Genomic DNA, 12,857 nt, shown 5'->3' with positions numbered 1-12,857 from the left:
ATGGGCTTTTTCCAGGTTTTTTATTTAAATAAAATCAATGCTTTGTGTAATTTATTTTGTGATGTGAAATGCTATTTTCCATCTTGCAATCGATCCCTTTGTGCCACGCAGCACGATTTTTTACGAAGCAAAAAAATTTTTCGTATCGTGAAATCCACGCGGAGATAAAAAAAGACCGGTGCCTGAGCACCGGTCCTGAGCATTTCGCTGCGGCGGCGGGGCGGCATGAAGGCCGCCCCGCGCGCCGTTTTGAACTATTTAGCTGTCGCGACGTGCGCCACGCGGGCCGTCGTTGCGGCGTGCGCCGTAACCGCCACCGCCTTCGCGCGAACGGCCGTAGCCTTCGCGTTGCTGGCCGTAGCCGCCGCGGTTGCCTTCGCCGCCGCGCGAGCCGCCGCCGAAGCCGCCTTCACGCGAACCCGAGTTGTAGCCGCCTTCACGGGCACCGTAGCCGCCGCGCGAGCCTTCCGGCTTGTTGCCCCAGCTGTTGCCGTTGCGATCGCCGCCGCCGTTGCCACTTTGGCCGCCGCGGGCGCCGTAGCCACCCGGCTTGCCGTTGCCACCACCGTTACCAAAGCGACGGCCACCGCCGTTGCCGCCGCCCGGACGGCCACGGCCGCCAAAGCCACGGTTCGCCGGCGGTGCCTTGCGCGGCTCGAAGCCTTCCACAACGTTCACCGGCAGCGGCGAGCGCACGAAGCGCTCGATGCGCTTGAGGGCGCCTTGCTCGGCATGATGCACGAGGCTCACCGCGGTGCCCGAGCGGCCAGCACGGCCGGTACGGCCGATACGGTGCACGTAGTCTTCGGCGAACTTCGGCAGGTCATAGTTGAAGACGTGCGTGATGCCGGGGATGTCGATGCCGCGCGCCGCGACGTCGGTCGCGACGAGCACGCGCACGCGACGCTCGCGCAGCGCACGGATCGTGCGGTTGCGCGCGCCTTGCGGCAGATCGCCGTGCAGTGCGGCGCTTTCGAAGCCAGCGTCGGCGAGCTTGCCGGCCAGTTGGTCGGCGTCCATCTTCGTGGCCGTGAACACGACAGCCTGATCGAGGCTTTCGTCACGCAGCAGATGGTCGAGCAGGCGATCCTTGTGATCGCGGTCGTCCACGTAGTGCACGGTTTGCGCGATGTTCGAGGCTGCCTCGACCTTGCGCACGATCTCAATGCGCTCCGGGTCCTTCAGCAGACGGCCTGTGATCGAAGCGATCTTGCCGTCGAGCGTGGCCGAGAACAGCATCGTCTGACGCGTTTCGGGCGTAGCGGCGACGATCGTGTCGATGTCGTCGATGAAGCCCATGTCGAGCATGCGGTCGGCTTCGTCGAGCACGAGCATCTTGAGTTCGGACAGATCGATGCGGCCGCGCTCGAGGTGATCGAGCAGACGGCCCGGGGTCGCCACGAGAATCTCGGGGTTCTTCGCGAGCAGCATCAGCTGCTGGCCGTAAGCCACACCGCCGAGAATGCTGACCGTGCGCAGACGGCGCAGGTGCTTGCCGTACGTCGAAGCGGCCGTGGTCACCTGCATCGCGAGTTCACGCGTGGGCGTGAGGACGAGCAGACCGGGGCGTGCCACCGGTTGCGGACGGCGCTGGCGGCGATCGCCTTGCTGGCCGTTCGCGCCTTGCGGGCGCGGCTCGCGCGGCTGGGCAGCCAGGGTCTTCTGGATCTGCGCGAAGCGCTCGATAGCGGGCAGCATAAAGGCTGCGGTCTTGCCCGAGCCGGTCGGGCTCGAGACCAGCAGGTCGCGGCCGGCGATGGCGGCAGGAATGGCGCGTTCCTGCACGGGCGTCGGGGCCTTGTAGCCCGCTGCGATCAGCCCGGAGACGATCTCCGGCGACAGACCGAGTGCCGCGAACGCCGAGCCGTCGGTGGCTTCAGCGGCCTGCGCGGGGGCTTCAGCGGAAGCGGCGGCGGCGGCGGAATGACCGAGGGCCTGATCGGCGATTGCGTCCAGGGGGCTTTGGGTATTGCTCGAAGTCATGAAAATCCTTGTTACACAGGAAATAGAACGTCGGCGCCAATCGGCATACCCAAGTCGTCGGATTTTGCGAACAAATCGAAAAACGGGGGCAATCCGCCCACAATGGCGGATTTTTCGTTAGAAGCTGTTTTGGGTGCGGCTCAGGCCGGGATTGGCCAGCCGCCAGCCTGATATTGACGGCCCGAAAAACAGGGCCATGGCAGGGGGGGACAGGTTCTAAACTGGATTGGAGCTTAACGCTACGAGGCGTTGTGCTGATCGAACGAGCGACCGGAGCGCAACGCAGCACGCAGTATATCTTGTTTTGTTGCGGCGCGCCAGAGCGACGCACCGCGAGTGAAACAGGCGCGGCGGCGTGACGCAGCAGGCGGGGCGCCTCAACTCGTCACGCGCGATAGTTGCGCCGGGTCAGCTGGTGGCGCCGCTCTTGAGCGATTCGACCAATTCCACATATTGCTGCCGGGCCGTTTCCTGCGCCGTGCCTTGCAGCGCGGCCCACGCTTCGTACTTGTACTTGCCGACGATATCGGTGAAGCCGGGCTTGTCGCCGTGCACGTCGCCTTCGGTGGCCTGCTTGAAGAGTGCATAGAGGCGCAGCAGCGTCAGATTGCCGGGACGCTCCGGCAGTTGCTGCACGTCTTGCTGGGCTTGGGCGAACTGCGTGTTCACGTCGCTCATGGTTGTTTCCTCCGCATAGTGGTTCAGGTCAGCGCGCCGATGGTAGCAGCGCAAACCCCTGAAAAGCTGGAGCGATTCCTCCACTCTCGCCGGGCACGGGTGAGTCAAACGAGGCCATGACGCCTGCGCCTGCGCCAGTTGGCGAGAGCCCTGGGCCCGTGCGGGGGGCGGGGCATTACAATAGCGCTCATGACCGAAACTGTGCTGCTTGCCCTCGATACTTCGACCGAATTTTGCTCGGTCGCGCTGCTTCGCGTCGCCCCTGGCGGCGCAGATCGTTCTCCCTCCACTGGCGGCGAGACCGCCCTCGCATCGCGCTCGGAAGTCAGCGTCTGGGTGCGCCACGAGGCCACGGGCGCTGTCTCCAGCACGCGACTCCTGCCGGCCATTGGCGAATTGTTCGACGAAGCCGGCCTCACGCTCGCCGACTGCGACGCGATCGCGTTCGGCGCGGGCCCGGGCTCCTTCACGGGGCTGCGCACGGCGACGGGCGTGGCGCAGGGGCTCGCGTTCGGCCTCGATATCCCGGTGGTGCCCGTGGGCACGCTGCTCGTGTGCGCGGAGAGCGCGCGGCTGCGCGATCCCGCCGCGACCCGCGTGCTGGCCGCGCTCGACGCGCGCATGGACGAAGCCTACTGGGCAGACTACGCGTGGGACGCCGCAACTGGCGACTGGCGCACGCTGCAGGCCGCATCGCTCGACTCGCCGGAGCATATCGCCGCGCCCGATGCGCCGTTCACGCTGGCGGGCAACGCCGCCGCCGCGTTCGGTGCGCGCCTGACAGCTGCCGCCGCCGCGCGCACGATCGACGCCGAGGCGCTGCCGCACGCGTTGCCGCTGGCGCACGCGGCGTTGCGCGCGTTTCGCGCGGGCCGTACGCAACCGGCCGACCAGGCCGCGCCCGAATACGTGCGCAACAAGGTCGCGCAGACCACGGCCGAGCGCCTTGCCGCGAAGGCCGCCTCCCATGGTGGCGCGGGTGGCGCGGGCGCAGGCGGCGAGAGTGCGCAATGAGCGGCGTGCTCATGACCGACCGCTACTTGTCGCCGATGACCGAAAGCGACCTGGACGAAGTCGCGATCATCGAGCGTTCCGCGTATGAGTTTCCGTGGTCGCGCGGCAACTTCGAGGACTCGCTGCGCAATGGCTACTACGGGCTGTGCATGCGCCACGTCACCGGCACGCTGCTTGGCTATTGCGTGCTGATGCCGGTGGTCGACGAGATGCATCTGCTGAATCTGTGCGTCGCGCCTCAGGCGCAGGGGGCGGGCGCGGGGCTCGCCATGCTGCGCGAAGCGGTGCGTATTGCGCGCACGCAGGCTCTCGAAGGCTTGCTGCTCGAAGTTCGGCCTTCGAATCACCGGGCAATCCGGCTGTACGAACAGTTCGGCTTCGTCACGATCGGCCGCCGCAAAAACTACTATCCGGCCCGGCATCACAGCCGCGAGGACGCACTCGTGATGCGTTTTTCTTTTGCAGGGGAGGGCGCGGATGTCGCTCGATGAGATCGCGCTGGAGGAGCTTGGGCTCGCGCCGCGCTGGGTGCGCAAAGGCGCGCGGGGTGCAGCGCCGCTCGAAGCGTTTCGCGAAGATGAGGCCGTTGCGCCGTCGTCCGCGCTGACGCGCGCCGAAGCCGAAGCCGAAGCGCCGGTGATGCAAACGACGCATACGGTCGCCGCGCCGCAGCCAGCCGAAGCACAACCGGCCGCCCCGGAGCGCGCGCAACCGCCGCCGCCCGTTGCGCGCGCCGCTTCGCCGTCGAAGCCCGCAGCGCATTCATCCGACGAACCGCCGCCCCTCACCGACGAAGATTTCGCCTGGTTCGACACTGTGGCCCAGCCGGTTCTGCCACACGACGCCGAGCACGCTCAGGCTGACGGCGCACCGCGCAACGATGTCGCGACGCTCGACTGGGACGCGCTCGCCGAACGCGTGGCCTCGTGCACGCACTGCCGCCTGTGCGAGAAGCGCACCAACACCGTGTTCGGCGTAGGCGACCGCGAGGCCGACTGGATGCTGATCGGCGAGGCGCCCGGCGAGAACGAGGACCGCCAGGGCGAGCCCTTCGTTGGCCAGGCCGGCAAGCTGCTCGACAACATGCTGCGGGCGCTCTCGCTCGCACGGGGTGAGAACGTCTATATCGCGAACGTTATCAAGTGCCGCCCGCCTGGCAACCGCAATCCGGAACCCGACGAGGTCGCGCGCTGCGAGCCGTATCTGCAGCGTCAGGTGGCGCTCGTGAAGCCGAAGATCATCGTCGCGCTCGGACGTTTCGCGGCGCAGAGCCTGCTCAAGACCGATGGCAGCATCGCGTCGCTGCGCGGACGCGTCCACGAGTACGAGGGCGTGCCCGTCATCGTCACCTATCACCCCGCTTATCTGCTGCGCAGCCTGCACGACAAGGCGAAGGCCTGGACCGACCTCTGTCTCGCGCGCGACACCTGGCGCGCGGCCTCCGGCGGCGAGCGATGAGCGCCGCGCGGCCCGCGGACGTGTCCGGTGCCCAATGCGCCGGGGGCGACGGCGGGCCGCAGGATGATGCTGGGTCAGAGCGCGTGCCCGGTACTGGCGCGAACCACGAGGTAATCGACCGCCTCGCCGATCCGGCCGTGCGCGATCTCGCGTGGCTGCTCTTCAGCGCCGATCTGTTGCGTGCGCAACCACCGCTCGCGCCGCTGGCGCAGTGGTGCGCCGATGCCGATGAAGCGCGCGCCACGCGTGACTGGCTCGCGCAACTCGATCGCAATCCGGCGCGTCTGCACGAAGCGCTCCTGGCCGCGCCGACACATCGCCTTGGCCGCTATGCCGAAAACTTGCTGGGATGGTTTCTCGCGCATGGACCCGCGGCGCAGCTCGTCGCGCAGAACGTGCCGCTGCGGCGTGCGGGGCTCACGCTCGGCGAGTGCGATTTTCTCGTGCGCACGCGTGCCGGAGAGCGCCTGCATTGGGAGCTGGCGGTGAAGTGCTACCTGCACGCGGGACCGGGCGAAGACGCCCGTGCATCGCTCGCCGAATTCGTCGGGCCGAATCTGCGCGATCGCTTTGATCTGAAACTCACGCATCTGCGCGACCGTCAACTGCGTTTGAGCGCGCGCGAAGAATTCGCCTCGCTGGGTTACGAAGGCCAGTGGCTCGCGCAGATGTTCGTGAAAGGCTGGCTTTTCTACCGGGCGGGAGAGGCGGCGCCGTCACGGGTGCAAGACGCCCCCGAGCTGGCCGCCGATCATGGGCGCGGCTGGTGGGTGACGCGTGCGGACTGGCCGGCTTTCGCCCGGGACCAGGCGGCAGATGGCTGGAGCGTGTTGCCGAGGCTCGCGTGGCTCGCGCCGCGCAGGCTGGCGGCTGCGCCCTGCGTCGACCCCAATGCATTAGCCGACGCGCTAGCCCGGCCAGACGACCCCGTACTGATCGCGGCATTCACGGCCGACACCACAGGCGGCTACCGAGAACAGTCGCGCGGCTTCATCGTTCCCGACGACTGGCCTGCGCGCGCCGCGGCATTTGCACGTCAATAAGCGCGCGAAAGCACGCTCACCACCAGCGCCAGAAGTGATGCACGGGTCCGACGCCATGACCGACGTCGAGTCGATCACTGGCCTCCAGCGCCGCCGTCAGATACTGCTTGGCTTCGCCAACGGCCGGTGCGAGCGCTCCGCGCTGCGGCCACAGTGCGGCAATGGCGGAAGAAAGCGTGCAGCCCGTGCCGTGTGTATTCGTGACCGGCACGCGCGGGCCGCCCAGGCGCAGCGTGCCGCCGGCTTCGATGAGCCAGTCGGGGCTGTCTGCGCTGCCCAGATGCCCGCCTTTCATCAGCACCGCCTGTGCACCGAGCGCGCGCAGCGCTTCGCCTTGCTCGACCATCGCGGCTTCATCTGCGGCGGGCGACACGCCGAGCAGCGCCGCGGCTTCCGGCAGATTCGGCGTGACGACGCCCGCTAGCGGCAGCAACTCCTCGCGCAGCGCGGCGACCGCTTCGGGCGCGAGCAGGGCGTGATTGCTCTTCGAGATCATTACGGTGTCGAGCACGACGCGCGGCGGCTGATGGCGGCGCAGCGCGTCGGCGACGGCGCGCACGATCTCCGCGTTGGCGAGCATGCCGATCTTCACGGCGTCGATGCGGATGTCGTCGAATACGGCGTCGAGCTGCGCGGTGACGAAACCCGCGTCGGGCGCGTGGATTGCGGTGACGCCGCGTGTGTTCTGCGCGGTGAGCGCCGTGATGACGCTCGCGCCGTACGCGCCGAGCGCGGAGAACGCCTTGAGGTCGGCCTGAATGCCCGCACCGCCGCCCGAGTCGGAGCCGGCGATCGTGAGAACGTTGGAAATCGGTGAAGTCATGGCAGCGTCAGGTGCGCGTCGCGCGCGGCCGGGTCGACAAGACGTGCCGCGCGTGCGCAGGGAAGGATCGATTCAGCAGACGTGGCGGCACGCACGGTGTGCCCACAGGCGCGCCCATCAATGCCTGTGATTTTCGCCGATCAGCGCGACCGAGTCGAACGAGCGTTGATTCGCCTGGTGGCGGCGCATCACGAGCCACATCATCAGACAGACGAACGTGCCGAACAGCACGATCACGATCGTCACCGGCACGTCGAGCCAGACGAGCACGGCGTAGAGGCACAGCATCACGAGCACCGAGAGGTTCTCGTTGAAGTTCTGCACGGCGATGGAGTGGCCGGCGGAGAGCAGCACGTGCCCGCGGTGCTGGAGCAGCGCGTTCATCGGCACCACGAAGAAGCCCGAAAGGCCGCCCACGACCATGAGGAAGAGATACGCAAAAATCAGGTAGCCGGGAATGCGCATGTGGCCAATATGCAGGCCCCAATGCGGCGGAAAGAGATGGCGCGTGTAGAACGCCATGAGCATGACCGCAAGACCCATGATGATGCCGACCGGCAACACCGAGAGCGACTTCTTGAGCGGCACGCGCGCGGCCGCGATCATGGCGCCAGCCGCCACGCCCACGGCCACCACGGCCTGGAGCACGGCGCCTTCGGAGAGCGACATGCCGAGCGAGACCTCGGCCCACTTGAGCACGATGAATTGCAGCGTCGCTCCGGCACCCCAGAAGAGCGTCGTGACCGCGAGCGAGATCTGGCCGAGCTTGTCGCCCCAGAGCGTGTTGAAGCAGTCGGCGAAATCGGTGATGAGGCGGATGACACCGTGTTGCTGGCGCGGGTAGCGCGCGCCGGTGTCGGGAATGCGCAGATTGAAGAGGGCGGCGATCACGTAAATCACCATGATGACGACCATCGCGGCTTCGGCGGGCGTGCTGATCGCGGCGGGCGTGTGGCGCAGCACATGCGAGGCGATGTGGGGGCTGATCAACGCGCCGCCGAGCACGGTGCCGAGGATGATCGAGCCGACTGTCGTGCCCTCGATCCAGCCGTTGGCGGCGACGAGGCGCTCAGGCGGCAGCAACTCGGTCAGGATGCCATACTTGGCGGGCGAATAAGCCGCCGCGCCGAAACCCACTACGCCATAGGCAAACAAGGGGTGGGTGCCGGCCAGCATCAGGGCGCAGCCCACGACCTTGATCGTGTTCGTGATGAACATCACGCGGCCCTTGGGGCGGGAATCTGCGAAGGCGCCGACGAAGGCGGCAAGAACGACGTAGGAGAGGACGAAGAACAGCTTGAGCAGCGGCGTCATCCAGTTCGGGGCGTGGAGATCTTTCAGCAGTGCAATTGCAGCGATCAGGAGCGCATTGTCGGCCAACGACGAAAAAAACTGCGCGGCCATGATGGTGTAAAAGCCTTTTTTCATCTGATGCGATGCTTTCCTCGCTGCGGTCCGTCCGCCCCGGACGGGTGGGAGGCATCCGGGCTTATTACGTTCGAAATGGGTTGTGCGCAGGGCTTTATATCACGAAAATAGGTGCACTCGGACTAGCACAATCCTTGAGCGCCCGTCAGGCGGGCCTGTCGGGTGCTGAAAACACCCTGTAAGCTCCTGATTCGAAAGCGTCTTTGCGAAAAAATCTCCCATGCCGCGCCCCCTCTCAGCAACGATCCACACCGCCGCACTCGCCAATAACCTCGCCGTCGTCCGCAAGTACGCGCCAAAGTCGAAAATCTGGGCCGTGGTGAAGGCCAACGCCTACGGGCACGGGCTTGCGCGCGCGTTTCCCGGCCTGCGCGCAACCGACGGTTTCGGCCTACTCGACCTCGAGGAGGCCGCGAAGCTGCGCGAACTCGGCTGGGCCGGGCCGATCCTGCTGCTCGAAGGTTTTTTCCGGCCGACCGACATCGACGTGATCGACCGCTACAGCCTCACGACCGTCGTGCACAGCGACGAGCAGATGCGCATGCTCGAAATGGCGCGTCTGTCGAAGCCGGTCAACGTCCAGCTCAAGATGAATAGCGGTATGAACCGGCTCGGCTACACGCCGGAGAAGTACCGCGCCGCATGGGAGCGTGCGCGTGCCTGTGCCGGCATCGGCCAGATCACGCTGATGACGCACTTCGCGGACGCCGACACGCCGCGCGGCGTCGGCGAGCAGATGGCAACGTTCGAGCGCGGCGCGCAAGGCATTGCTGGCGCGCGCAGTCTCGCCAATTCGGCCGCCACGCTCTGGCATCCTTCGACGCACTTCGACTGGGTGCGCCCCGGCATCATTCTTTATGGCGCTTCGCCTTCGGGCTTCGCCTCGGCGCTTGAAGGTACGGGCCTGCAGCCGGCCATGACGCTCGCGTCCGAACTCATCGCCACGCAGCACGTCGCCGAAGGGCAGACCGTTGGCTACGGTTCGGTCTTCACGGCGCGCAAGCCCATGCGCATCGGCGTGGTGGCGTGCGGTTATGCCGACGGCTATCCGCGCGTCGCGCCCGAAGGCACGCCTGTGATCGTCGACGGCGTGCTCACGCATGTGGTGGGCCGCGTCTCGATGGACATGCTCACCGTCGACCTCACGCCAGTGCACAGCGCGGGCGTGGGCGCACGCGTGGAGCTGTGGGGCAACAATCTGCCCATCGACGACGTCGCGAAAGCCTGCGGCACGATCGGCTACGAGCTGATGTGCGCCGTTGCGCCGCGTGTTCCCGTGCGGGCCGAATAACGCCATGGCAAAGAGCATGGCGAAGGTCAAGACACTGTATACATGCACCGAATGCGGCGGGCAGGCGCCCAAGTGGCAGGGCCAGTGCCCCGCGTGCGGCGCGTGGAACACGCTGGTGGAAGGCGTTGCCGAAACGGCGAGCTCTCACCGTTTCCAGTCGCTCGCGAAGAGCGCTCCGGTGCGGCGTCTCGCCGATATCGAGGCGTCCGACGTGCCGCGCTTCACGACCGGCGTGGGCGAGTTCGACCGCGTGCTGGGCGGCGGCCTCGTGGCGGGCGGCGTGGTGCTGATCGGCGGTGACCCCGGGATCGGCAAATCGACACTGCTGCTGCAGTCGCTCGCGCAAATCGCGGCCGAGCGTCGCGCACTTTATGTAAGCGGCGAAGAATCGGCGGCGCAGATCGCGTTGCGCGCGCAACGATTGGCGCTCCTCGATCCCGGCTCTATGGCGAGCGAACTGCAGTTGCTTGCCGAGATCCAGCTCGAAAAGATCCAGGCGACGATCGAGGCCGAGAAGCCCGACGTCGCGGTCATCGACTCGATCCAGACGATCTACTCCGAAGCGCTGACTTCCGCGCCCGGCTCGGTTGCGCAGGTGCGCGAGTGCGCGGCGCAGCTCACGCGCATCGCCAAGCAGTCGGGCACGGCGATCATCATGGTCGGCCACGTGACGAAGGAGGGCAACCTCGCGGGGCCGCGGGTGCTCGAGCACATCGTCGACACCGTGCTGTATTTCGAAGGCGACACGCATTCGTCGTTCCGGCTCGTGCGCGCGTTCAAAAACCGCTTCGGCGCGGTCAACGAACTGGGTGTGTTCGCGATGACCGAGAAGGGGTTGCGCGGCGTGGCGAACCCTTCGGCGCTCTTTCTCTCGCAGCATGAGCAGAGCGTGCCGGGCTCCTGCGTGCTCGTGACCCAGGAAGGCTCGCGGCCGCTGCTCGTCGAGGTGCAGGCGCTCGTCGACACGGCGCACGTGCCGAATCCGCGGCGCCTGGCCGTCGGCCTCGAACAGAACCGGCTTGCCATGCTGCTGGCGGTGCTGCATCGCCATGCCGGTATCGCGTGCTTCGATCAGGACGTGTTCCTCAACGCCGTGGGCGGCGTGAAGATCACGGAGCCCGCCGCCGATCTCGCCGTGCTGCTCGCCATTCACTCTTCGATGCGTAACAAGGCGTTGCCCAAGGGTCTGATCGTTTTTGGCGAAGTCGGCCTCGCGGGCGAGATCCGACCCTCGCCGCGCGGCCAGGATCGTCTGAAGGAAGCGGCGAAGCTGGGTTTTTCATGCGCCCTGATTCCCCGCGCCAATGCGCCGAAACAGCCGATCGAAGGTTTACAGGTGATTGCGGTGGAGCGCCTCGAGGAAGCAATCGACCGGGTGCGCGAGCTGGATTGAGCACGCCGCGCGCGTGCGGATGGCTTGTACTGGCGCGTAATGATTAGTAACAACCCTGGTTCCGGCTGTAACCATTTCAGACCGCGATTTCCCTATCCTTGGCGCGATGTTCAACCCGTGTCGAGCGGAAAGGATAGCGACTTGAAACAGACTGATACGTCCTTCGGCGGTCGTTCGATCGTCGTGCGCGGCTGCCGGGTGTCCGAGCCGCTCATGCAACCATGGGGCAGTACGTGCCGCATCGTCGAGTGGATCGATGGCGACGGGCGCATTTCGCGCCGCGTCGTGGCGGAAGACGTGACGGCGGCCGAGGTGCGCAGCACCATTGCGCACCACGTGGAAGGCCGCAAGTACGTGATGTACGACGACGAACGGACGCCGCGGCAAACGCTGCCGCGACGCTAAACAAAAATGGGCGCTGCGAAGCGCCCTTTTTTCATTGTGCTCGCGGGTGATGCGGGATACGGAGAGGGCTAGCCCCAGGGGCCGTAAGTGAAGGGCTTTTTGCCGCCTGGCGCGCCCGACGTGTCGGTGCCCTGGCCGGGCTGCGCAGGTTGGCCGGGTTGGACCGGCCGGGCAGGTTGGGCGGAGTGCGTGCCTTGCGGCTGAGCGCCTGGCTGAAAAGGCGCCGCCTGCATACCGGGCGCGGCCTGCTGCGTTTGCCTCGCGGCCATTTCGTCCATCATGGCTTGCAGCACTTCGGCATTGAAGAGGGGATGGCGCGAAGCCTCGCCCGGCGTGAGGACAGGCGAAACACAGGTGTCGATCGCCTCCAGACGGTCGATCCAGGTCTGCAGCGACTCCGACTCGATGATGGCCGCCAACTCGCGCGTGAGCGCGGCGGCATCCGCGCCGCCGATCGCCTGACCGAGACTCCAGTGGCGCTCGGTCCAGTCGTCGCGGCCGATGGCGTGGCACAGCGTCTGCCAGAACTTCAGTTCGAGCGCGCCGACGGCGAGCCAGCGCCCGTCTTGCGTGCGATAGAGGTTGTAGCAGGGCACGCCGCCGTTGAGCAGACCGCCGCCTGGCTGCAGCGCCGCGGCGTCGTCGTTGGCCAGCGCGACCTGGGCGACCACGTTGTGCGCGTAACTCGCGTGCGCCATCGAAACATCGACGAAACGGCCCTCGCCGCCGCGCGCCACATGCCAGAGCGCGGCGAGAATCTGGGTGACCGCGCTGAGTGCGCCGCCAAGCAGGTCGGCAATCTGAAAATTGGGCAGCACCGGCACGCTGTCGCGCGTGGCCAATTGGTCGAGCACGCCCGAATAGGCGACGTAGTTGATGTCATGGCCCGGATGGCCGGCGAAAGGGCCGGTCGTGCCGTAGCCCGTGATCGCGCAGTAGACGAGTTTCGGATTGACCTTGTGCAAGGCCTCGTAGCCTACGCCGAGGCGGTCCATTACACCGGGCCGGAAACTTTCGACGAGGACATCGGCGTCGCGTGCGAGCGCGAACAACACTGAGCGGCCGCTCTCGGTCTTCAAATCGACTCGCGTTTCGCGCTTGCCGCGATTGACGAGACGATAGAACGCGCCGGGGCGCGCGGCCACTTCGTCCACTGCGCTTTGCATCATCACGCGTGCCGCGTCGCCCGCACCGGGCGGCTCGATTTTCAGGACATCGGCGCCCATTTCCGCGAGCCGCAAGGTGGCCACGGGCCCGGGCAGAAGGCGGGTCAGATCCAGTACGCGAAGGCCCTGCAATGCGGCGGGTGACGACACTCGTGACTCCCTGGCGAACATACCT

Annotated in this window: 12 protein-coding genes; 7 read left to right on the top strand and 5 right to left on the bottom strand. The window is 66.6% G+C overall.

The annotated features are described in order from the left end of the window. Nucleotides 1–258 precede the first annotated feature (258 nt). Both M3A49_RS02775 and M3A49_RS02770 read right to left on the bottom strand, forming a co-directional pair. Entirely contained in the window at nucleotides 259–1,983 is a 1,725-nt protein-coding gene (locus tag M3A49_RS02775; protein ID WP_266227400.1) for a DEAD/DEAH box helicase, read from the bottom strand. 408 nt (nucleotides 1,984–2,391) lie between these two features. Beyond that, the gene (locus tag M3A49_RS02770; protein ID WP_028204087.1) at nucleotides 2,392–2,661 is read right to left on the bottom strand and encodes an acyl-CoA-binding protein; all 270 of its coding nucleotides are present in this window, start codon (nucleotides 2,659–2,661) and stop codon (nucleotides 2,392–2,394) included. 189 nt (nucleotides 2,662–2,850) lie between these two features. Between M3A49_RS02770 and tsaB the strand changes: the two genes are divergently transcribed. From tsaB to M3A49_RS02750, 4 genes are all read left to right on the top strand, one after another. Then, complete coding sequence (gene tsaB, locus M3A49_RS02765) at nucleotides 2,851–3,675, top strand: tRNA (adenosine(37)-N6)-threonylcarbamoyltransferase complex dimerization subunit type 1 TsaB (protein WP_266227399.1); 825 nt, start codon at nucleotides 2,851–2,853, stop codon at nucleotides 3,673–3,675. Further along, nucleotides 3,672–4,166, top strand: coding sequence for a ribosomal protein S18-alanine N-acetyltransferase (gene rimI / locus M3A49_RS02760; protein WP_266227398.1), 495 nt, complete (start codon nucleotides 3,672–3,674; stop codon nucleotides 4,164–4,166). The genes tsaB and rimI overlap by 4 nt, the downstream gene beginning before the upstream one ends. Next, nucleotides 4,153–5,133, top strand: a complete 981-nt coding sequence (locus tag M3A49_RS02755; protein ID WP_266227397.1) for a uracil-DNA glycosylase — start codon at nucleotides 4,153–4,155, stop codon at nucleotides 5,131–5,133. The genes rimI and M3A49_RS02755 overlap by 14 nt, the downstream gene beginning before the upstream one ends. A gap of 83 nt (nucleotides 5,134–5,216) precedes the next feature. Next, the gene (locus M3A49_RS02750; RefSeq protein WP_266227396.1) at nucleotides 5,217–6,176 is read left to right on the top strand and encodes a DUF1853 family protein; all 960 of its coding nucleotides are present in this window, start codon (nucleotides 5,217–5,219) and stop codon (nucleotides 6,174–6,176) included. 16 nt (nucleotides 6,177–6,192) lie between these two features. On the opposite strand, the gene thiD is transcribed toward M3A49_RS02750, so the two are convergent. Continuing rightward, nucleotides 6,193–6,999 carry a bifunctional hydroxymethylpyrimidine kinase/phosphomethylpyrimidine kinase gene (gene thiD / locus M3A49_RS02745; RefSeq protein WP_266227395.1) on the bottom strand — a complete coding sequence of 269 codons (807 nt, stop codon included), beginning with the start codon at nucleotides 6,997–6,999 and terminating at the stop codon, nucleotides 6,193–6,195. A 117-nt stretch (nucleotides 7,000–7,116) separates the two neighbouring features. After that, a complete protein-coding gene (lplT, locus tag M3A49_RS02740; protein ID WP_254352777.1) occupies nucleotides 7,117–8,427 on the bottom strand; it encodes a lysophospholipid transporter LplT in 1,311 nt (436 codons plus the stop codon). Between the two features lie 220 nt (nucleotides 8,428–8,647). Between lplT and alr the strand changes: the two genes are divergently transcribed. From alr to M3A49_RS02725, 3 genes are all read left to right on the top strand, one after another. Then, nucleotides 8,648–9,718, top strand: coding sequence for an alanine racemase (gene alr, locus M3A49_RS02735; RefSeq protein ID WP_266227394.1), 1,071 nt, complete (start codon nucleotides 8,648–8,650; stop codon nucleotides 9,716–9,718). A gap of 16 nt (nucleotides 9,719–9,734) precedes the next feature. Next, nucleotides 9,735–11,111, top strand: a complete 1,377-nt coding sequence (gene radA, locus M3A49_RS02730) for a DNA repair protein RadA (RefSeq protein WP_266227522.1) — start codon at nucleotides 9,735–9,737, stop codon at nucleotides 11,109–11,111. A gap of 141 nt (nucleotides 11,112–11,252) precedes the next feature. Continuing rightward, nucleotides 11,253–11,516, top strand: a complete 264-nt coding sequence (locus tag M3A49_RS02725; protein WP_254352775.1) for a DUF2866 domain-containing protein — start codon at nucleotides 11,253–11,255, stop codon at nucleotides 11,514–11,516. A gap of 68 nt (nucleotides 11,517–11,584) precedes the next feature. On the opposite strand, the gene M3A49_RS02720 is transcribed toward M3A49_RS02725, so the two are convergent. After that, nucleotides 11,585–12,832: a CaiB/BaiF CoA transferase family protein gene (locus M3A49_RS02720; protein WP_266227393.1), complete on the bottom strand. Its 1,248-nt coding sequence runs from the start codon at nucleotides 12,830–12,832 to the stop codon at nucleotides 11,585–11,587. Nucleotides 12,833–12,857 lie beyond the last annotated feature (25 nt).

The sequence above is a fragment of the Paraburkholderia sp. CNPSo 3076 genome, from assembly GCF_026343935.1.
Lineage (GTDB): Bacteria > Pseudomonadota > Gammaproteobacteria > Burkholderiales > Burkholderiaceae > Paraburkholderia > Paraburkholderia nodosa.
The sequence above is the reverse complement of the archived record's forward strand: the minus strand, read 5'-3'. Positions and strand labels throughout refer to the sequence as shown.